The sequence below is a fragment of the Paenibacillus sp. 8b26 genome (genome assembly GCF_050626875.1).
Lineage (GTDB): Bacteria > Bacillota > Bacilli > Paenibacillales > Paenibacillaceae > Paenibacillus.
On sequence record NZ_CP192445.1, the window covers coordinates 3,145,001 to 3,169,217 of the forward strand.

2 protein-coding genes (1 of these 2 only partly in view) are annotated in these 24,217 nt (G+C 49.9%); one reads left to right on the top strand and one right to left on the bottom strand.

Features of this window, described 5'->3' with window-relative positions:
• A protein-coding gene (locus tag ACQ4MX_RS14495) for an alpha/beta fold hydrolase (RefSeq protein WP_431085599.1) crosses the window boundary here: on the top strand, nt 1-364 show its end. Its footprint begins 671 nt before the window's first position; only the last 364 of its 1,035 coding nucleotides appear in the window; its start codon lies off the left edge, out of view; it ends in the stop codon at nt 362-364.
• A 110-nt stretch (nt 365-474) separates the two neighbouring features.
• Here the strand turns inward: ACQ4MX_RS14495 and ACQ4MX_RS14500 are convergent, their stop codons facing one another.
• Nucleotides 475-24,198, bottom strand: a complete 23,724-nt coding sequence (locus tag ACQ4MX_RS14500) for a non-ribosomal peptide synthase/polyketide synthase (protein ID WP_431085600.1) — start codon at nt 24,196-24,198, stop codon at nt 475-477.
• Nucleotides 24,199-24,217: the final 19 nt, after the last annotated feature.

Genomic DNA, 24,217 nt, shown 5'->3' on the forward strand with positions numbered 1-24,217 from the left:
CGCTTCCTCTAAATACTTCCGATCTGTTGCGGAGGAGGGTGATCTAGCGAGCACTACCGAAGATGCCATACGGGGACAGCATCTGGGTAACCTCCCTGTACGCGTGATTGCCCGGGGCATTCAACAAGATTTGACTCAGTTCGGTATTAGTAAACGTGGAAATGATCAGATCGAACAAAGTTGGCAAATTGGACAGCGCGAGATGCTTAACATCTCTACAAACAGCAAATTTATTGTTGCCAAGAAGAGCGAGCATATGATTATCCATGATCAACCGGAGCTTATCATCCAAGTAATCCGTGAACTCATCACCGACACCAGTCACTTTCAGTCAGCCATGTCTAAAGCATACACAGATGATTAGGGACTTTATATGTTAATGACAGCATAAAAAAACAAAAGACGCCCGAGTTCCTTCTATATAAAGGAATCCGGGCGCCTTTGCTGCCTAACACTTATTATGCTTGATTGAGCTTAGGACAAAATGGGCTTGTTTTTAGATGAGGTTTCTGCGACCTTGCCAAGTATCTGTCTCAGCACTTTAGCATTTTCCCCGATATAACCGGAATCAAGCAGCACATCGTGCGTACCGATGACTCCATACTCTTCGTATTGACCAAGCGTTGCCTGTTGCCATAGCAGTTTATCTGATGATGTCACCGGACCAATACTATCGTCCTCTGCAACCAAGGCATGGATATTCGCCTGAACTCCACCTGCGTTAATAAGCTCATTGCGGTAGATGGAGTAAATCAACATTTTGTCTTTGACTCGCGCTCTGTCAGCTGGATCGGCGAGGAATGATTTGTACTGGTCCCCAATGCTGTCCAGCACCGTCTCGACAATCTCCTCAAGCTGCTCTGGTGTCGATTCATCCTTGGACATCTTTCTCATAGCATCCACCATAATAAGATCGCTGACATGGTGACCTCGGCTTTCCATGGCTTTGGCCACCTCGAAGGCCAGATTTCCTCCGAGTGAGTATCCCAGGAAGACATATGGACCCTCAGCTTGAATATCCACGATGGCATCCATGTATCGATCCAGCATGTCTTGGCCCTGGAAACGATCGCCAATAAATTCCAGCCCGAACACCTCGCAATGTCCTTCCAGCTCTTTGGCCATCTCATAGTACCCCAGAGAGTAGCCTACCCGAGGAGGGAAGCAAAACACTTTAAGCGTTCCTTTCCCTGGGAAGTGGATAATTTCCATTTCTTCTTCATCAGGAGCAGCTGTTGCCCGCAGCTTGGATATTTCATGGGCCATTTGCTCAACAGTCGGAAGATTAAACACGAGTTGGAGCGGAAGCTGAACACCCATGCCGGTTGAGATCTTTTGGATCAATCCCAATACTTTCAGGGAATGGCCCCCAAGTTCGAAGAAATGATCCTTGACCCCAATTTCCTGCACGCCGAGTACTTCGGACCAGATCTGCGCTAGCTCTACTTCTGTCTGCGTACGCGGCGGGATATACTCCGCTGTGCTCCGCAGAAGTGCTTCTGGTGCCGGCAGCGCTTTGCGATCCAATTTGCCATTCGGATTCAGCGGCATTTGTGCCAGCTGTACGAAGGCAGTCGGAATCATGTAGCTTGGCAGCTCACTGGCCAGTGCCTCGCGTAGTACACCCGCTGCAAGCCCTTCTTCGGCCACAAAGTATGCACAAAGCTGAGTACTTCCAGTGGAATCAGCCAGTGCAAGAACAACCGTTTCCTGCACAGATGGCACTTTCAAAATTTGTGCTTCCACTTCTCCCAGCTCAATGCGGTAACCCCGGATTTTTACCTGGTGATCGATCCGTCCCAAATACTCAATATTCCCGTCTGGCAGCCATCGGGCCAAATCGCCCGTTCGGTAAATCCGTGCTCCCGGTTTGTACGGGTGAGGAATGAACTTCTCTGCCGTCAGATCCGGCTGGTTGAAATACCCCCGCGCTACCCCTTCGCCCGCAATGCAGAGTTCTCCCGGTACCCCCACAGGTGATACCTGAGAAGCGCTGTCCATCATCCATACTTGGACGTTAGCATATGGTTTACCGATAGGTACATGTGTTAGAGCCGCAGTCTCAAGGCTCGTTGTATATCGGGTCGCATATACGGCCGCTTCGGTAGGGCCATAGATATTCTCCAGTGCTGCATAAGGAGATACTTTATAATACTCTTCTACAAGTTTGGCAGGCAGCGTCTCGCCGCAGGCAAACAGGTATTTTAGAGTAAGGAATCCTTGGGTGCCGCTTTCTTTCAAATATTGAACGAGCACACTGAGCATCGACGGCACCAAATTGAGATGCGTGATACGGTTCGTATCCACGGCCTCTAGCAGTGCCATCGGGTCTTTGTCCACGCCTTGCGGCAGGATCACGAGAGTCCCCTGTCCAAAGAACCAGCAGAACAGCTCTGGCACGGAGAAGTCAAAGGTGAATGTCGTTTTGAGCAGGAAACGGTCGCCTGCCAACATCGGATATTCAGCTTCCAACTGACTCAGCGTATGGACGGCAGAGCGGTGTTCAATCATTACACCCTTCGGCTTGCCCGTTGAACCTGACGTGTAAATGATATACGCCAGATTTTCCGGTCCCGCAATTGGCTCCAGATTCGAACTATCAGCGTGATACGCCTGCGGATCATCAAGTGCCAGGATCGTGCCGGTGAACGGAAAACGATCTTTGAGATGGTTCTTCGTCAGCAGAAGCTTCGCTCCCGAATCCTCCAGCATGTGGCGAATACGATCTGCCGGGAACTCCGGATCAATCGGTACGTAGGCCCCGCCAGCTTTTAGAATGGCATGGATGCCAATGATCATCTCAAGCGAGCGCTCGACCATGATGCCGACTGGTTGGTCTGGTCTGACCCCTTGGGCACGTAGCGTACGGGCGAGACGGTTTGCCTGCTGATGAAGTTCTCCATAGGTAAGCTCTGTTTCACCGTAAATAAGTGCTGTACGATCCGGTGTGAGCGCTGCTTTTTCCTCAAATATACCGTGAAGGGTCTGCTCACGCGGATAAGGAGCTGCTGTATCGCCCCACACCTCTATAATCTGCGATTTCTCTTCTGGCGTGATCAGCTCCAGCTCATCAATACGAATGGCAGGATGCACAGATACGCTTTTCAGAATTTTCATCAGGTGTCCTTGAATCCGTTCCACACTCTCCCGATCATAGACACGGGCATTGTAACGGTACAAGAACTCCAGATTATGGCCCGGCAGTATAATAAGATTAAAATCATAATTCGTCTGTTCAAACATCTGAACATCCGTAATTTTGTATTCAGCCTCTTCACTGGCAATTTTCTCTTCCAGATGCTCTTCTACCGGGTAATTTTCGAACACCATAATATGAGAAATCAAATCTTGCTTTTGTTCGCTCTGTGCTTGAATCTCATACAGCGGATAGGAATCATAAGCATGTCCTGCCAAATATAATTCCTGCTGTCTTTTCATCACATGGGAGAACGCATCGCTTCCCTCTGCCTGAACCCGCACCGGAACTGTATTAATGAAGAGACCGATCATGCTTTCGATACCCGGAATCTCGGCAGGTCTTCCCGATACCACACTTCCGAAGACGACATCCTGGCTTCTATTGTAGCGTTGCAACACGATTCCCCAGGCTGCTTGCATCAGCGTATTCATCGTTACCTGGTTCTGCTTGGCCACTTGTTCCAGCCGCTCGGTCAGTTCTGCATCTAACGTGAAAACAAGCTTTTCCGACACGTAGGCATCTGTTTTTGCCGATGGCTGTGTGATGGCCTGCGGCAGCTTCGTCTGCTGCTCGTAGCCTTCCAGATACTCTCTCCAGTAGGAGGAAGCCTCTTCTTCACCTTGCTCCTCCAGCCATTGAATGTACTGGCTATACGATGCAGCAGCGGGAAGCTCAGGCTCCCTCTGCTCACGCAGAACCCCATACGTTTCAAATACTTCCTGAAGCACAAGAGGCATACCCCAGCCATCCAAAATGATGTGATGAGAGCTCCACAGCAGATGATAAGCCTCTTCTGCTGTACGTAGAATAGCAACACGCAGCAACGCTTCTTCAGCAAGATTAAAGCCTCTTGCTTTGTCCTGAGTAGTATAAGCTGCAAGACGCGCTTGAATTTCATCGACTTCCAGCTCATGCAGATCCTCGTATACGAAGTCACACGCTCTTTCTTTGAACACAATCTGAATAGGGAAATCGCCCCACCCGGCATGGAAATTCGTTCTCAATATGGCATGCCGTTTCATCAGATATTTTAAGCTGCGTTTGAAATCCTCAGGATAGAATGCTCCGTGAATTTCAAATTTGGCCTGCTCAAAGTAGACTTCCGAATGAGGCTCCAGCAAGCTGTGGAACAACATTCCTTTTTGCATCGGTGTTAGTTTATACATATTTTCAATGCTGCCGATATGCCGTGTCTGCTCTTCCAGCTCCTCGATTTTTTCCAGGCTGATATCTTTGAGGAGTACATCGCTTGGTGTAAGTTCTGTTCTTTCCTTACTTACGCAATGTCCAATGACTTCGCTGAGACGGTTCTTCAGGATGCCAACAAACTTAGCCACGGACTCCCCGTGGAACTGCTGACGGTTATAGCTGACCGAAAGTTGAAGTTGTCCTTCGGCAATCAGTCCATTAATGTTCAATGCCTGATGCTGCACCATCTGCTCACTGACCTCAGATCCTACTGAGTAAGTCGATACCTCCATCGTCCCTCCTGCAAGATCCTGGTCGAACTGCCCCAAGTAGTTGAAGGTAATCTCCGGTTCAGCCGAGAAGGGAGAGACATCGAAAACGTCGCTTAAATATTTCAAAATACCATATCCGACACCTTTGTTCGGGATACGACGCAAGCCTTCCTTGACGTGCTTGATTCTGGCGCCGATCTCCAATTCCCCTCCCATCTCAAGAGCGACAGGGTATTGACTTGTAAACCAGCCTATTGTACGAGTGATATCCAGTTCCGGCACAACAGGCTCCCGCCCATGCCCTTCCAGAAGGATGCCTACACGTTCGATTCCCGTCCACTCGCGAACAGCCATACCGAGGGCCGTCAGGAGCAGATCGTTAACTTCCGTGTTGTAAGTGCGGTTCGCTTCTTTCAGGAACTGCTCTGTCTCTTCTTGTGACCATCTCACGGTGACAGCCTCGCTGTCTTTGATGAGAAGAGCGCCTTCTACCTTGTTTTTTGGAAGAGGGACAAAGCCATCTCCTTCTACCTCTGCCCAATAGCTGCGTTCTTGTTCAGCCGCCGGGCTATTGGCATATTGTGTGATTCCCTCAACCCATGCACGATACGAATCGGTCTTCTGTGGAAGCTTGACCGCTTCTCCACGTGCTGCCTGCTCGTAGCCTTCCTGCAGGTCCTCAAAGAGAATACGCCAGGATACGCCATCCACAGCCAGATGATGAATAACGATCAACAGATGTTCGCCTTCCGCACAGCGGAACAGGCCCAGTATAAAGAGAGGTCCATCCTCCAGAGAGATGCTGCGCTGAATGGCTTCCGCACCTGCTTCTATTGCCGAAGTCGGGTCTGTTTCATCCCGCAGATCGTGGATCTGGAGGCTATAAAGCTCACCCTCACCTAAGCTGCGGTTCCAGGCTTCAAATCCCCGCTCTCCTTGGCGGGACACCAGCCGCAGTGCATCATGATGTTCTGCAATTTTCCGAACAACCTTGGCGAGCGCATCAGTATTGAAGCCTTCCCGTCTATACAACATGACCGACTGATTAAAGTGGTGCAGGTCCGTCGACTGCTCGTCGAAAAATCTGCGCTGGGCAGGTCCCAGTCTTACCGCTCCGTGTACCTCGCTCTGATCTGCAATTCGGCTGACTGCATTAACGCGCTGGGCCAGCTCTGCAATGGTTGGATAGCCGAACAAATCCTTCATCTCAAGTTTATAGCCTGCGTGGAGAAGCCTTGATGATACTTGAATCGATTTGATCGAGTCGCCTCCAAGCTCAAAGAAATTGTCATGTATGCCGACAAGCGGAACACCTAGCACACCCTGCCAGATCGAAGCCAAAATGTTCTCCACATCCGTCCGCGGAGCAGTAAAGGCCGCGCCCGCTTTCACACCCGAGTTCGGTTCAGGCAGTGCCTTACGGTCCAGCTTGCCATTCGGTGTCAAAGGCATCACGTCCAGTTGGACGAAGTAGGACGGGATCATATACGCAGGCAGTCCAGAAAGTTCGTTCCGCAGCTCACTGACAGACATCTCCCGATCAGCTACGAAGTAGGCACACAGAGACTTCTGTCCATGGGCATCTGCCCACGCAACAACGAGAGCTTCCTCTACAAGTGGAATATCCTGCAGCTTGGCCTCAATCTCACCAAGCTCTATACGATAGCCCCGTATTTTAACTTGATGGTCAATACGTCCAATGTACTCAATGTCTCCATTAGGAAGACGACGGGCCAAATCCCCGGTTCGATACATATTTCCTTCCGAGGCGAACGGGTCTCTAATGAATTTTTCTGCGGTAAGCTCAGGACGGTTCAGGTATCCGCGGGCTACCCCGTCCCCTGCGATGTACATTTCGCCCTCCACGCCTAATGGCACGAGATGAAGTTGTTCATCCAGGATATGGATGTATATGTTATCTGCTGGCAATCCAATAGGTACGGATTCACGTGTATCCTTCACAGGATCGTACAGGTGAATCATGCAGCCGACGACCGTTTCGGTTGGACCGTATTCATTGTAGATTTTAATGTTGCCGCCAAAGAGATCTGTGATGGTTTGCGACAAATGTGTGGTCAAATTCTCTCCACCCACAATGAGCTGCTGAATGCGACTTTCCGCCGGGATGGTCATATCTTTAATAAGGCTGAGATGAGTCGGCGTCAGCTTGAGAATGTCCACCGCATTTTCGCGCAAAATATGCTGAACAACCTCCGCTTTATCTATACCATCGTAAATCCGCACTACTCCTCCATTAATTAATGGAGTAAAGATCGACGTTAGCGTCAAATCAAAGGAAATGGATGAATACAACGGAAAATCCGTTGGTTTTCCAGCACAATAAACCTTATTGGCCCACCAGATGTAGTTTACGATACCTTTGTGGTTAATCATGGTTCCCTTTGGATTTCCTGTTGTACCCGATGTATAGATTAAATAGACCAGATCGTTTCCTCCAACAGGAATATTGGGATTGTCCACCCCGGTTCCGTAGATATGCGGCGAATCCAATTCCATAACCGTTCCCTCAAAAGAGGCCAACTCCGTCAGGTGGCTCTGTGTGAGCAGAATTTCAGCACCAGAATCCTTCAGAATATACTGAATCCGCTCCTGCGGATATTCAGGATCAATAGGTACATAGGCTCCACCCGCTTTGAGCACACCCATGATAGCGACAAGCAGCTCTACAGACCGATCTGCCAACAGACCTACCACTTGTTCACTCCGTAGTCCTTGGTCTATCAAGGTGAAAGCTAGTCTGTTCGCCTGCTCGTTCAGCTCCCGATACGTGATCTGAGCGTCCCCGTTTACAGCCGCAATCTTATCAGGCGTACGGACAACCTGTTCTTCAAACAAGGTATGCAGACCCTGATCACTTGGATAGGTATAGGCCTTGCCACCCCAGTCAAGCAGGTTCATCCGTTCCTCAGATGTTACAATTTCCAGTTCCTGTATGGTCGCTTGCGGACGAGCAGCCACCTGATCGAGCATCTGCAACAAGTGTCCTCCGATACGTGCAATGCTTTCTTGCTCGTAGACCGAAGCATTGTAGCGGATGCAGACCTTGATGTCCTCTCCTGGAATCACAACCAGGTTAAAGTCATAGTTGGTTTGTTCAAACATGGTGAAGTTGGCGACTTCGAGATTGTCCTCCGTTTGATTACCCGATTGCTCCACCTGTTCGTCGAGCGGATAATTTTCAAAGATCATAATATGAGAAATCAGGTCCTGCTTTTGGGTTGTTTTCCCCTGAATCTCATACAGTGGATAGGTGTCGTAGGCACGACCAGCCAATGACTGTGCCTGTGTACGTTTCATCACCTCGACAAAGGCTTCATCTTTGGATGACTGTACACGGATAGGTACTGTATTAATGAACAGACCCACCATATTTTCGATGCCTGCAATCTCAGCGGGTCTACCCGACACAACGCCGCCGAAAACGACATCCGAGCTGGCATTATAACGTTGAAGAATCAGCCCCCAAGCTGTCTGCATGAGTGTGTTGACGGTCACGTGATTGCGCTTCGCGACAACATCCATTTTATCGGTCAAAGATGCACCCAGATGGAGAACATGCTCTTTTAGAACATAGCCCGCTTCTTTGGCTTGAGATTTCGTTTTGCCTTCCGGCAATACGGTATTCCCGTCATAGTCCTCGAGATATTGGCTCCAATACGTTGAAGCTTCTTGATCATCCTGTGCATCAAGCCACTCGATATAACGGCTATAGGGCTGAGCTGGCGGCAGGACAGGCTGTGATTGCTGTTTCTTGGCAGAATAGTAATCGAACAGCTCCTGTGTAATGATCGGGATACACCAGCCATCCATGACAATATGGTGGAAGCTCCACAATACAAGACAGCTTTGATCTTTCTGCAAGACGGTCACTCGCATCAGCGGATCTTCTGACAAGCTGAACCCCTTAACCATATCTTCAGCAATATAAGCCTTGATTCGGGCTTCTTGTTCCTGCATAGATGCGTCGCGCAAATCTACGTAGTGCAGAGGGATTAACCGATGCTTAAAGACAACTTGCAGCGGTACATCAGCGATGTTGTTGTAAAAGCCGGTACGTAGTATGGCATGTCGTTGCACCAAAGCCTGGAAGCTCTCGAAGAAGGTATCTACATCGAAGCTGCCTCGCAGCTCGAACGTAGCCTGCTCGAAGTATGAAGAGGAGTCTGGCTCCAGCAGGCTGTGAAACAGCATCCCCTTCTGCATTGGCGTCAGCTTGTACACATCTTCAATCTCTCCAATGTGGGCCGTCTGCGCTGTAAGTCGATCAAGCTGCTCCAACGTTAATCCCTGGAACAAAACATCACTTGGCGTAAGCTGTGAACGCTCCTGCGCCACACAATGTCGGATGACCTCGCTAAGGCTGGACTGTAATAATTCAGCAAAATGATTCACCGTCTCCTTGCGATACTGCCTGCTGCTGTACGTAACCGTCAGTGATAGCTGGCCTTCGGCAATCATGCCATTCACATCCAGAGCATACTGCTGCGGTGTGTGGTCGCTGAGCGCCTTACCGACTGAATGTGTGGATAGGCTGAGGGCATTCCCCTCCAAATCCTGATCAAACTGTCCAAGATAGTTGAAGGAAATCTCCGGCTCTACGCCGAACCCGCCACTTTTCTCCCGTGCCATATATTTCAGAAGGCCGTAGCCGATTCCTTTGTGCGGAATCTGGCGTAAATTCTCTTTGATACGCTTGATTCGTGCTGATACTTCCTGTCCGTCTTGAAGGTTCAGCAGAACCGGATACTGGGTTGTGAACCAGCCCACGGTACGGGTGATATCCAGTTCCGGTATAATCATTTCCCGTCCATGCCCTTCAAGATTGACCAAAATCTGCTCCATGCCTGTCCAGCGCTGTATTGCTGCCCCCAGAGCAGTCAAGAGCAAATCATTCGTCTCCGTATGATACGCCCGGTTCGCTTGTCGCAGCAGCAGGTCCGTTTCTTCCGCAGACCACGTTACCGTAACCGATTCAGTATCCCGAATGGTGCCCGGCTTCTGATTCTCATCCTTCGGTAGTGGGGCCAGAAACGCCTCCTCAATCAGTTGCCAGTATGCACGCTCCTTGTCCAGAGCAGGCCCTGCTGCATACTTCGTCGCTTGCTCAGACCATACAAGATACGAATCGGTCTTTTGTGGAAGGACGATTGCTTGTCCATTCAATGCCTGCTCGTACCCCGCTGCAATGTCCTCAAACAGGATGCGCCAGGATACGCCGTCAACCAAGAGGTGATGAATGACAATCAACAAATGATCGCCATCGTCACAATGGAACAGACCTAGCTTGAACAGTGGGCCACCTTCTAAGTTAAAGCTTGCCTGAATGGCATCGGCATGGGCCTGAACCGCAGCTGTCTGGTCTTCCGCCTGCCTCATATCGGCAATGTCCAATGTGTAGAGCTCGCCTTCGTCCGTTCCCCGGTTCCAAGCTGCGTATCCAGCTTCTGTAAGCCGGAAAACCATGCGCAGCGCGTCATGATGGATCGCGATTTGGTCCATTGTCAACCGGAGTGCAGCCTCATCAAAGCCGTCTTTCCGATAGAGTATGACGGCATGATTATAATGGTGCGGCTCCGCTGTATGACGTTCAAAGAACCAACGCTGAATTGGCATTAACTCTGCTGCACCTTTAATTTCGCCCTGTTCCGCTGTTCGTCCGGCTGCCTGAAGATACGGGCTTAGCTCGGCAATTGTCGGATATTTAAAGAGATCCTTCATCTCTAATTTATATCCAGCTTGGAACAATCTCGAGGACACTTGAATCGCCTTGATGGAGTCACCACCCAGATCGAAGAAATGATCATGGATGCCGACCTGCTGCGCTCCCAGCACACCTTGCCATACGGAAGCCAAAGCTTCCTCAGCCTTCGTCCTTGGCGGTTCATAAACCGCTCCAGTCTGCACATTGGCCTCCGGAGCCGGAAGCGCTTTGCGATCCAGCTTGCCATTGGGTGTCAAAGGCATCTGCTCCAATTGCATAAAGTAAGATGGAATCATATAAGCCGGCAGTTCGGCAGCCAAGGCTTTTCTCAACTCGCCTACCGTCAGCATCTGATCGGCAGTGAAATAGCCGACAAGCACTTTTTGTCCACTTCCATCCTCCCGGGCGAGCACAACGGCCTCCCTTACAGACGGAGCATGGAGCAACTTCGCTTCCACTTCGCCCAGCTCGATACGGTAACCACGGATTTTTACCTGATGGTCAATCCGTCCCAAATACTCCAGGCTGCCATCAGGCAGCCAACGCGCCAGGTCACCCGAGCGGTACATACGCTCGCCTGCTTCAAACGGATGAGCGACAAACTTCTCTTCCGTCAATTCCGGTCGGTTCAGATAGCCTCGCGCCAGGCCTACGCCCGCCACATAGAGTTCACCCGGAATGCCAATCGGCTGTGGACGGCGTTGTTCATCCAAAATGTACGCTCGCAGCGTCGGAATCGTGGTGCCGATATTACTGCGACCCTGTTCAATTTCCAGCTCTGTAATTTCCTTATATGTTACATGCACGGTCGTTTCGGTAATGCCGTACATGTTGATGAGTTGCACTTGCGGATACTTCGTTCTCCAGTCCTTGAGCAGGGCCGGGGCTAATGCCTCTCCACCGAAGATAATCATGCGGAGGCTCAGTTCTGCCGCCTGATGACCAAGCTCTTCCTGTAGCAGCTGGTAGAAGTATGTCGGCGTCTGGTTCAAGACGGTGACCTTCTGATCTTTAAGCAATTGCAAGAAACAATCCGGACTCTTCGCAGTAAGCGATGGAACGATGACCAACCGTCCTCCGTTCAGCAATGCCCCGTACATTTCCCATACAGAGAAGTCAAAACAGAATGAATGGAACAGTGTCCACGTATCCTGAGGACCAAAATCAAACATATTTTTATCATTGAAGAGCAAGCGAACTACATTTTTATGCTCAATCAGCGTTCCCTTTGGCTTGCCTGTTGTACCCGATGTGTAGATGACGTAGGCAAGATGCTCCGGTCCAGCTTCAGGCTTCAGGTTTGAGACATCCTTCTTGTAGGAAGCCACTTCGTCCAGTCTTACGATGTCCCCGGAGAAGGAGACACGTTGCTCCAGATGCGCTTGTGTCAGCAGTAGCTTGGCTCCCGAATCCTCAAGCATAAAGCGAATGCGGTCCTCTGGATATTCAGGGTCCACAGGGACATAGGCCCCGCCTGCCTTCAAGATGGCTAAAATTCCGACCACCATTTCAAGGGAACGATCCGCCATGATTCCAGCCAAACCGTCTGGTTGCAGACCACGTTCCCTCAGCGTTCTGGCAAGCCCATTGGCCCGCTCGTTCAGCTCGCTGTAGGACAAGGCTGCATCTTCACATACGACTGCCACTGCATTCGGAGTACGTGCAGCCTGTTCCTCGAACAGCGCATGGATCGTCTTGTCACGAGGATAATCTGCCTTGGCTTCGTCCGGCGCTTTCATCAGCTTTGATTTTTCCTGAGGTGTCACGATATCAAGGGATGACAACGGCAGTGCCGGATTGGCGATGGCTTTCCGAATAAGCTGTACAAAGTGGCCTGCCATCCGCTCAGCAGTCTCTTGCTTGTAGATCGCAGTCGCGTACTCAAGCGTGCAGTTCAATGCCCCGTCTGCTTCACTCACGGTCAGCGTGAGGTCGAACTTGGCAGCCGGATGTACATTATCGTAAGGAGTGAAACGCAATCCCTCTATTTCTTGTTCTCCCTGCTCGATATTTTGCAGGACAAACATGGTATCAAATAGCGGGTTACGGCTCAGGTCACGCTGAAGCTCCAGCTTTTCTACCAGCTCCTCGAACGGGTAATCCTGGTTTTCATAGGCCCGCAGCGCTGTTTCCTTCACTTCCTGCAAATAAGTCTCGAAAGGCTTCTCTCCTTCCGGATAAGTGCGCAGTGCCACTGTGCCGACGAACATACCGATGAGGCCTTCAAGTGTCGCATGGGATCTTCCTGCTACAGGTGAACCGACAATGACATCTTCCTGACCCGTGTACTTGTGCAGGAGCGCCGTATAGGCTGCCAGCAACACCATAAACAGAGTGGAACCCGTTCGGGTAGCCAGCTCCTGGAGTGAAGCACTCAGAGAAGAATCAATCTGGAAATCGATCCGATCGCCCGCAAAGCTTCGCACCGCAGGACGAACTTCATCTCCCGGCAAATCCAGCACTGGCAAGCTTCCCCGGAAAGCATCCAGCCAGTAAGCCTCCTGGGCCTTAAGACGCTCGCTTCCGAGCTGCTCTTGTTGCCATACAGCATAGTCTGTGTACTGGATCTGTAGCGCAGGAAATACGTCCTCCTCTTGGTAGAAGCGGAGAAACTCTTCTATGAGAATATTCATAGAAACCCCATCTGAGACAATATGATGCATATCAAACAATAGTAAATGGCGCTCATGTGCAATTCGAATGAGGCCGACCCGCAGCAATGGAGCTACACCTAGATCGAAAGGACGGACAAACTGCTGAAGGGTAGCTCCTGCCTCTTCCTCGCTCAACTCCGCATATTCCACAGTAAACGGAACATCCAGCAGGATTTGCTGTACAGGTTCACCGTTAACGGTCACAAAACGGGTACGCAGTGAACCGTGGCGACGAATCAGACGACGGAATGCCTGCTCCAGCCGTTCCCGATCCAAAGCTCCCTCAACCGTAAGGATACCCGGCATATTGTAGCTCAGCTCTCCACCTTCCAGCTGACTTAGAATAAACAGTCGTTTTTGAGCCGAGGACAATGGGTAATGCTCTCTCGCTCCCGCTGTAGGAATTTCTTCGAAATTCAGCGGTGTATAACCCTCAATGGCATGAGCCAATCCTTCAATAGTAGGAGACTCGAACACTTCTCTCAGACTAATCTCGCGATTCATTTCCTTGCGAATTCGTGAGACTAGCAGGGCTGCACGCAGTGAATGACCTCCAAAATGGAAGAAATTATCCTTCAATCCCGCGCTCTCTACACCCAGCACCTCTTGCCAGACTCCGGCTAATTGGATTTCCACAGGTGTCCTTGGAGCCTCCGATGAAGCCGCTGCCCATCCACGCTCGCCCTGCAGCGCTTTTCGATCGATTTTTCCGTTCGACGTCAGAGGCATGTCCTCCAGTTGCATAAAGCGGGAAGGGATCATATATCCGGGTACCATCTCCGACAGAACTGCCCGGAGCTCGGATACCTCAAGTTTCTGAGCGGCTACGAAGTAAGCGAATAGATCTTTATAGCCGTCATCGCCCTCTACAGCCATGGCCACGACTTCCTGAACGGACGGCACTCTGAGCATTTGTGCTTCTACCTCGCCCAGCTCGATCCGATAGCCGCGAATTTTGACTTGGTGATCTATTCGACCTAAGTACTCGATGGTTCCATTCGGTAACCAGCGAACCAGGTCACCCGTCCGATACATACGCTCTCCTGGAGCAAACGGATTGTCCACAAACTTCTCATCCATTAACTCAGGCTGGTTATGATACCCCCGTGCTAACCCGATACCCGAAATGCATAGCTCTCCAGCTACGCCGACAGGCTGCAATCTAAAATGGTCATCCAAGATGTACACGCTATGGTTAGCAATAGGTCGGCCTATAGATACAGCTTCCAGTGCTTCCTCACTGTCCGGAACGGACCAGATTGTGGTGCAGATGGAGTCCTCCGTTGGGCCATAGCCATTGAAGTATTGTACATGCTTTCTCCACTTTTCAATTAACTCGACAGATGTGGCCGATCCTGCAGTAAGCAGGCATCGCAGTGCCGACAGGCGCTCCGGCTCAAGGTGGATAGCGTACGCTGGTGGCAGAGTCGCTATCGTAATCCCCTTGTCGTTTATGAACTGCTCAAACCAGGCATAATCTAAAATGTCTTGTGCAGAAGGGATGCACAGAGCAGCCCCTTGGCTCAGCGCCGTTAAAATTTCCGAAACCGATGCATCGAACGACAGGCTTGCAAACTGGACGATCCGATCCTGCGGTGTAACTTCGAAGTGTGCCCCATATACGTCCGAAAGATTTGATAGTCCCCGATGCTCGACTAATACGCCCTTAGGCTGACCCGTCGTACCAGAAGTGTAGATCACGTAAGCCAGATCATCTGGGCCAGCAGTATCCTCCAAATTCGAGGTGTCATCATCATAGGTCGATGGTTCATCCAGCAGCAAAACATTTTCCGTCCATCCGAGATGCTCCAAGAGACGGGCCTGTGTAAGGATCAGCTTCGTCCCGGAATCTTCAAGCATGTAACTGACTCGTTCTTTCGGATACTCTGGATCGATTGGAACATAGGCACCCCCGGCTTTCATAATGCCGTAGATTCCAACGATCATTTCGAGCGACCGTTCAGCAATCAGTCCCACCAGATCTCCCGTCTTGATTCCCTGAGTACGGAGCCTTCTCGCCAATCCATTGGCTTTTGCATTGAGCTCGGCATAGGTCAGCATCTCGTCCTCGAACCAAATGGCAGTCGCATCCGGCGTTCGTCCCGCCTGTTCCTCCAACAGCCCGTGGAACGTGTTACAGTGCTCGTAAATGCCCTTCGTATTTCCCCATACGTTCAGAATCTGTTCTCTCTCCTGCGGCGTGACTAATTCTAGAGCATCCACGGAAATAGCGGGGTTCTCTACAATTTGTTCCATGAGGTGAACCAGATGTCCCTTGATTTGCTCAATCGTCACTTGATCATAAACAAGTGTATTGTACTGGAAAAGCAATCTCATCTCTTCGCCAGGGAGGATAATTAAATTAAAATCGTAATTCGTTTGCTCCAAAAGCTCGGCGTCCTCAATCTCAAAGTCAGCCTCGCCACCACCCAGACGCTCTACCTCGTCCTCAACGGGATAGTTTTCAAACACCATAATATGTGAGATTAAATCCTGTTTCTGATCGGTCTGAGCCTGAATCTCAAACAACGGGTAGGTGTCATACATATGAGAAGCCATATATTGTTCCTGCTGCCGCTTCATCAGAACGGAGAAGGGGAGATTCTCCTCCGTCTTCACACGAACGGGAATCGTATTAATGAACAAACCAATCATCCGATCAATGCCCGGAATTTCTGCTGGTCTGCCTGATACTACACTTCCGTACACGACATCCCGGCTACCGTTATAGCGTTGAAGTGCAATGCCCCATATGGATTGCAGCAATATATTCATCGTGACATGAGCATCCCTGGCCACCTTTTCAAGGCGCTCAGTCAGTTCCCTGCTGAGAGGATAATTCAGCTTTTCTGCTACATAGCCTTCTCCCTTACTTGCTCCACCGACTTGAGGTAACAGCGTCTGCTGCTCGTAACCGGCCAGATATCGGCTCCAATAGTTGGACGCAACTGCTTCATCCTGCTGTTCCAGCCATTCGATATATCGACTGTACGGCTGAACCTCTGCCAGCTGCGGCTCTCTTCCTTCCAGGAGGGCAAAATAGTGTTCAAATACCTCCTGCGTAATTAACGGAACACACCAGCCATCCATGACGATGTGGTGAAAGCTCCATAAGAGGCGGAAGCTCTCTTCATCTGTTTGTAAAATTGATACACGGAGAAGCTCGTCTTCAGCCAGGTTGAAGCCCTGTTCCTTATCCTTCGCAGCAAATGTCTTCAAATAAGCTTCGCGCTGCGTTGCGTCCATCTCCCGTACGTCTTCGTACACCAGTTTGGCCCCTCTGTGCCGAAAAACAACCTGTAATGGCTCGTTGCCCCATCCGCTATAAAAGTTCGTGCGCAGGATGGCATGACGCTCCACTAAGGCATCGAGACTGTGTCCAAAGGCAGCCGGATCAAAGCTACCCTTAAAGTCAAAGGCAGCCTGCTCAAAATAAGCACCTGTATGCGGCTCAAACATATCATGGAACAGCATGCCCTTCTGCATCGGTGTCAGACTATATACATTCTCAATATCGCCTATGTGGCTGGTCTGCTTAGAAAGCTCCTCCAGATCGGCAATGCTTAGACCCTTCGCAAGCACGTCGCTTGGTGTCAATACGGTTTTTTCTTGGGTTACACAATGCAGTAGGAGTTCTCGCAGGCTTTCTTCAATATATCCAGTGAGTTGTTCCATCGTAGATGACTTATACTGTTTTCCGTTATAAGTAATCGTCAGAGAAAGGGCCCCATCCGTCACCATGCCATTGATATCTAGCGTATAGGCTGGTTCCTCTAACAAGCTTTGGGCGCTTCCGGTCGGATAAGGCGAAATCTGTAACGAGCTTCCTTGCAAATCCTGATCAAATTGCCCCAGATAGTTAAAAGAAATCTCAGGCTGCAAGCTGGAGCTGTCTTCATCCAACTGACTTGCCATCGTTTTGAGCAACCCGTAGCCAATACCTTTGTTCGGAATTCGGCGTAGCCCCTCTTTCACAGACTTGATCAAGGCTGCCACTTCCGGGTCATCTCCCAAGTCTAAAATCACTGGATATTGACTTGTAAACCAGCCGACGGTACGGGTGATGTCGATATTCGGTATAATCGGCTCACGACCGTGCCCTTCCAGATTCACAGCAATCTTCCCAATGCCAGACCACTTGGATACCGCCATGCCAAGAGCCGTCAATAGCAGATCATTCGTCTCTGTTTGATAAGCACGATGGGCTTTTCTCAACAATTGATCGGTTTCTTCTACAGTCCATTGTGCTGTTACCACTTCGCTATCCCGCAATAAAAGGCTTTCCACAGCAATATCCTTCGGCAACTGTTCGAGTGACTGATCCTCCAGCCCTCTCCAATACGCCCGATGAATCTCGATTTCAGGACCTTCCGAATAACGGGCAAGGGCGTCTCCCCAATCACGGAAGGAATCCGTCTTCTGCGGGAATGTCAACGCTTGTCCTTGAGTCACCTGTTCATAACCCGCTGCGATATCCTCAAACAAAATCCGCCAGGATACACCGTCTACCACCAAATGGTGGATCACGATCAGGAGATGGTCTCCATCCTGACAATGAAAAAGCCCTAGCTTCAGCAGAGGACCTTCTGCCAGATGGATACTGCGCTGAATGTCATCCGACAGCGTTGTAATGGTTGCAACCGGATCGGATTCATTCCGTAAATCAGCGGTGAACAGGCTATAAAGCTCTCCTTCTTCAAGATCACGATTCCAAGCTTCGTAGCCATGCTCTGTCTGACGAAAAACCATGCGAAGGGCGTCATGATGCTCAGCGAGTTTTCTCAGCACCTGATGCAAGGCCTTTTCCTCAAACCCCTGTTCACGATATAGCATAACCGCTTGATTGAAGTGATGAGGCTCTGCCTGCTTCCGTCCAAAGAACCACTGTTGGACTGGAGTCAAGCGAGTCGCTCCACGCACAACTCCCTGTTCAGCCATATGCACAGCTGTTTGTATTTCTGCGCCTAGCTCGGCAATGGTTGGCGATTTGAACAGCTGCTTCATCTCTAACCGATAGCCGGCCTGCAGTAACCGTGACGACACCTGAATGGCCTTGATGGAGTCTCCGCCCAATTCAAAGAAATTGTCATGGATACCCACTTGTTCGGCACCCAGTACCCCTTGCCAGACAGATGCCAAAGCTTCTTCAGCCGGTGTACGAGGAGCTGTATACTTCCGTCCTGTATGTGCGCCTACTTGAGGGGCCGGCAGAGACCTGCGGTCCACTTTTCCATTTGACGTTAATGGCATACGATCCATCTGGATAAAGTAGGATGGAATCATATAGCCCGGAAGTACCTGCGATAGGGAAAGACGTACTTCGCCTGCCGTGAGCGTACGATCCGCCACATAATAAGCGCAAAGCTGCTTCTCTCCAAGCTCATCCGCGCGAACGACCACTACGGCGTCGATTACTGACTCCACCTTGGCCAGTTGGGCCTCGATTTCAGGGAGTTCGATGCGGTAACCGCGTATTTTGACCTGCTCATCAATTCTTCCTTTAAACTCCAAATTCCCATCTGGAAGCCAGCGTACCAAATCGCCAGTTCGGTAGCATGATTCTCCGTCCTTGACAGGACTAGGGACAAATTTTTCTGCTGTGAGATCAGGACGATTGAGATATCCGCGCGCTACACCTTCACCACCGACAATTAGTTCACCCCAAGCACCAATGGGCTGTAATTGAAGCGATCCATTGACCACATAAGCGGTCGAATTACTAATTGGGCGACCAATCGGCACGACCCCTTCGGCACGACCCGGAATCTTGTAGGTGGTGGAGAAGGTCGTATTCTCTGTCGGACCATAGCAATTGATAGGGACAAGATCAGGATTAGCCTCGATTACACGGTTCATATGAGATAGGGACAGTACGTCACCGCCGACTAACAATGTTTTTAGCCCTCTAAACAGGTACTCATCCTGCAGGGAAAGCTGATTGAAAAGCGGCGAAGTAAGCCACAATGTCGTAATCCCATACTTGGCAATAGCCGCTTTGAGCCTATCAGCAATCAGAATGTCGTCATTCTCTACGAAATAAAGCTGTCCACCGTTAAGCAACGCCCCCCATATCTCGAATGTAGAAGCATCAAAGGCCACGGCTCCTGTTTGCAAAATTCGTGTGGATTCATTCAGCTCCACATAGTTGGTCTCTTTGACCAGACGGACCACGTTTCGGTGTTCAACCATAACGCCCTTCGGTCTACCCGTCGTACCCGATGTATAGATGACATAGGCAAGCCCCTGCGATCCCTGAGCAGTCTCTGGCTGGGCAGGTTCAGCTGCATAGGCTTCTTCACTGCTAAGATCGACAATCGGTATACCGTAGTCTACACTTATAAGCTCGCCCTTTTGCACCAATAATAGCTTGGCGTTGGAATCATCAAGCATATAACGAACCCGATCTTCCGGGTAATCAGGATCAATCGGTACATAGGCTCCACCTGCCTGAAGCACGGCGAGCATACCAATGACCATCTCGATGCTTCGTCCGCCCATCACGGCCACAGGCTGCTCCCTCAACGTTCCCAAGCGACGCAGTGTTTGGGCCAGTCTGCTCGCCTTGTCTTCCAATTCAAGATACGTTAGCTGGACGTTGCCGAATACAAGCGCCGTCTGCTCCGGTGTACGCTTTACTTGCTCTGCGAACAGCTCATGAATAGTCTTGTCCCTTGGATAAGGAGCCGATGTCGCGTTAAATACTTCAACGATCTGTACCTTCTCCTCCGGTGTGATCATTTCAATCTCGGCCAGTTGCAACTGAGGATTGGCCGCGACTGCGTGCAGAACCCGGAGCAAGTGCGTTGCAAGTCGCTCTACACTTTCACGCCGATATAAAGCCGTACTATACTCGAGGCCAAAGGCTAATTTTGACCCCTTCTCCTCTATATTGAGGGACAGGTCAAATTTGGCTGTGACGGTGTCCATCAAGTAAGGAGTAAAGCGCATTCCGTCCATATCCTGCTCTTCCTGCTCGGTATTTTGTAATACCAACAGGGTATCAAAGAGTGGATTGCGGCTGACATCACGTCCTACGCCCAGCTTTTCGACCAATTTTTCAAAAGGGTAATCCTGATGCTCAAACGCCTTGAGCGCCGTTTCCTTGATTTCCAGAAGATAATCCTGAAAGGTCTTATCTCCCGCCGGGTAGCTGCGCAAAGCCAGTGTGTTGACAAACATTCCGATGATGCCCTCAAGCTCAGCCTGCGGTCTTCCGGCCACTGGAGAACCTACGACGATGTCCTCCTGTCCTGTATATTTGTGCAGTAGTACCGAATAAGCGGCCAGCAATACCATATACAGTGTAGTACCTGTACGGGATGCAAGCTCTTGTATCGCCTTATTTCCAGACTCATCCAATGTAAAATCAATTCGGCTACCCTCGAAGCTCCGAACCGAAGGTCGTTGGAAGTCTGTAGGCAAATCCAATACCGGCAAATCCCCTTCAAAGGTTTGCAGCCAATATTTTTCAAGATCTTGCCATTGGTTCTCTGACTGTTCCCGTTGCCATACGGCATAATCCTTGTACTGGATGTGCAGCTCTGGTAGCTGTTCTCCTTGATACAAATGAGTAAGTTCCTCTATCAATATTTGAATAGAAACCCCATCTGAAATGATGTGATGCATATCAAACAGCAACAGATGACGCTCCTCCTCGAGCTTCACCAAGCTAACACGCAGTAATGGAGCCTGGCTCAGATCAAAGGCACGAATAAAGCTGTGAATGAGCGTATCCGCCTCAACCACCGAAGCCTCTGTGTAGTTCAACGCGAACGGCACATTCCTATGCACACGCTGAACAAGCTCTCCATCCTGCATATAAAAGCCGGTTCTCAGGGATTCATGGCGCTGGATCAGTGCCTGGAACGCGGACTCCAGCCGAGTACGATCCAACGGTCCATCCACTATGAAGGCCCCTGGCATATTGTAGCTGAGCTCTCCTCCATCCATCTGTCTCAGCACGTATAACCGCTTTTGCGCTGAGGACACTGGGTAAGCTTCGCTTTCCGCTGCCTGTGGGATGGATTCGTACATGGTCGGTATGTGTTTTTTCACAAGTTGCGCCAAGGATTCGACCGTAGGTGACTGAAACACCTCACGCAGCGAAATGCTACATCCCAATTCTTTGTGAATCCGTGAAACGAGCACTGTTGCCCGCAAAGAGTGACCCCCAATTTCAAAGAAATTATCTCTGACACCGACGCGGGCAACTCCCAAGATATCTTGCCAGATGAGTACCATCTGAGCTTCCACAGCAGTTCTCGGAGCCAAATATGCCTCGCCGGATTGTACGCTGCCTTCAGGAGCCGGCAACGCGCGGCGATCCAGTTTGCCATTTGGCGTAAGCGGCATTTGCTCCAGCCGGACAAAATAAGAAGGAATCATGTAAGCTGGGAGTTCCGCTGCCAGCTGAGACCTCAATTCCCCTGGCAAAAGATCACTGGAAGCTACATAGTAGGCGCACAGCAATTTTTGGCCCTGTTCGTCGTCCCGTGCGAGGACAATCGTTTCCCGTACGTTCGGAGCCTTGAGAATTTGGGCTTCTACCTCGCCAAGCTCAATTCGGTAGCCGCGAATTTTGACCTGATGGTCGATCCGCCCCAAATATTCAATATTGCCATCAGGCAACCAACGAGCAAGATCCCCAGTTCGGTACAGCCGCTCTCCCGCCCGATACGGATGTTCTACGAATTTCTCAGACGTCAAATCCGGCCGATTCAAATACCCACGGGCAAGACCGTCCCCCGCAATGTATAGCTCTCCCGGAACCCCAACAGGCTGCAGGCGTCTTTGCTCATCGAGAATGTAAGCGCTAAGTGTGGGGATCGTTCTGCCAATATTGCTTTTCCCCGCTTCAATCTCATGTTCCGTGATTTCCTTGTAGGTGACATGGACCGTTGTTTCCGTAATTCCGTACATATTAATCAGCTGCACATCAGGATACTTGACCCGCCAGTTCCTCAGAAGAGACGGACTTAAGGCCTCTCCACCAAAAATGATTTTTCTAAGGCCAAGCTCTGTCGAAGAGTGCGTTAACTCTTCCTGTAGCACCTGATAAAAATACGTCGGCGTCTGATTTAAAATGGTGACTTGGTTGTCTTTCAACAACTCCAGGAAAGCCGCTGGGCTCTTGGCTGTGAGAGATGGAACTATCACCAATTTCCCTCCGTAAAGAAGCGCTCCGTACATCTCCCATACGGAGAAATCGAAGCAGAACGAATGGAACAGTGTCCACGTATCCTGAGAGCTGAAATCAAATACATTTTTATCGTTAAAGAGCAGTCGAACTACATTTTTATGCTCAATCAGCGTGCCCTTCGGCTTGCCGGTCGTACCCGACGTGTAGATCACATAGGCCAGATGGCTTGGTCCCGAAATACTCTCTAGATTGGAAGCATCTCCTGTATACGTTGCAGCCTCGTCCAAACTCACAAGCTTTCCGTCAAAAGCGGTGCTCTCCCATAGATGGCTTTGGGTGAGCAACAGACGGACACCTGAATCCTCCAACATATAATGGATACGTTCTTCGGGATAATCGGGATCAATCGGTACATAGGCACCGCCTGCTTTCAAAATGGCCAACATGCCGATGATCATCTCCAAGGAACGGTCAGCCATAATCCCTACGAGCGTATCTGCCCCTACTCCCTCGGAGCGCAAATATCTCGCAAGCTGGTTAGCCTGCTCGTTTAGAGCTAGGTATGTAATGCTCTGCTCGTCCATCTGAACGGCTACGTGATCTGGGGTGCGCTCGGCTTGTTCTTCGAATAAGCCATGGATGGTCTTCTCACGTGGATAATCGACTGCAGCGCCTTCCGAAAGAGCCAAAATGGATTGCTCTTCTGGTTCGCCCAATAAGTTTACCTCTGCGATAGAAAGCTGAGGCGAATGAATGATCTGCTCGGTGATTGTAAGCAACTGGGAAACCATGTCCTTAACTTCACTGCGTTCAAACAGCTCCGTCCGATAATCGACATCCAGTACCAGTTCGCCTTCATCCAGGATCTCCACGATATGAAGCACGAAATCGTTCACTTCGTCCCCGCAGAAATCATAATCCGTCAAAATACGCACATCATCCAAATCAACCCAATTGATAAGACGATATTCCATTGAAACGCCAAAAAGTCGCTGAATATCCTTGTTACCATGCATTTCTCTAAGATCCTGAATTAACTGATTATATGGATACTTCTGATGCCGCAGGACTGACATCTGATCTCTGGCTACATCCTGCAGGAAACTCAACACATCCATATCCTTTTCGACGTATGTTCTGGCAGCAGCCGTGCTGACGAACATACCTATCTTCTGCTTCTCTTTTTTGTTCCCCCGGTTAGCGAACGAAGTTCCAATCACTACATCCGGCTGATTCGTCATTTTGTGTATGTAGATATACATCGCACCCATGAAGAACTGGAACAGAGAAATCCTGTTCTGTTGGCAAAATGCCTGTAGCCCGTGATATAGCACCTCTGGTACGGTAAAATGCTCCCGAACAGCGTGGGTGCTTAAAGATAACGGATTATATGACTTCCAACCCGTAAGCTCAGGCAAATCAGAAAATTTATCCATCCAGTATGCCTTATCCTTTTGGTATCTGTCAGAAAGTTCGTATGCATTCTCATCTGCAATATATTGAATATACGAGCAATCGTCGCCCAGCTTCGGTTCATTTCCTTGAATGATCTCCATGTAAAACGCTGTCAGCTGATTGCCATAGACCACCATTGATATTCCGTCAGAAATAATATGGTGCATCTTGATATTAATCCAATACTCTTCCTCGCTAATCTTCACAATTAAAAACTGGAAGAGCTCAGAATCCAGCAGGGGCAAGGGTTTGTTTTTGTGTTGCTCAAGTAAGGCTTCCACCTCAGATACACTTTCATAGTGGGTAAGATCCAGGCACTCCAACTGTCTCTCTTCATAAGGAACGACGTACTGCTGAGGCACTCCATCCACTGAGGTAATACGAATGCGGAACGCATCATACTGTTTGATAATCAAATTAATGGACTGCATGAAGGCAGCGATATGGATATGCCCCTTCATCTTAGCTGTACCGGAAAGCTGTGACACTGACGTATCTGGGTAGAGTAATTCGGTATACCATATACGCTTCTGCGCATTTGTTAAATCATATAACTGCATGTCATTCATCTCATTCACTCCTATTCCA

Excerpts from the sequence above, each read along its gene's own strand:
- ACQ4MX_RS14500 (WP_431085600.1), bottom strand. The coding sequence starts at position 24,198 with ATGAATGACATGCAGTTATATGATTTAACAAATGCGCAGAAGCGTATA.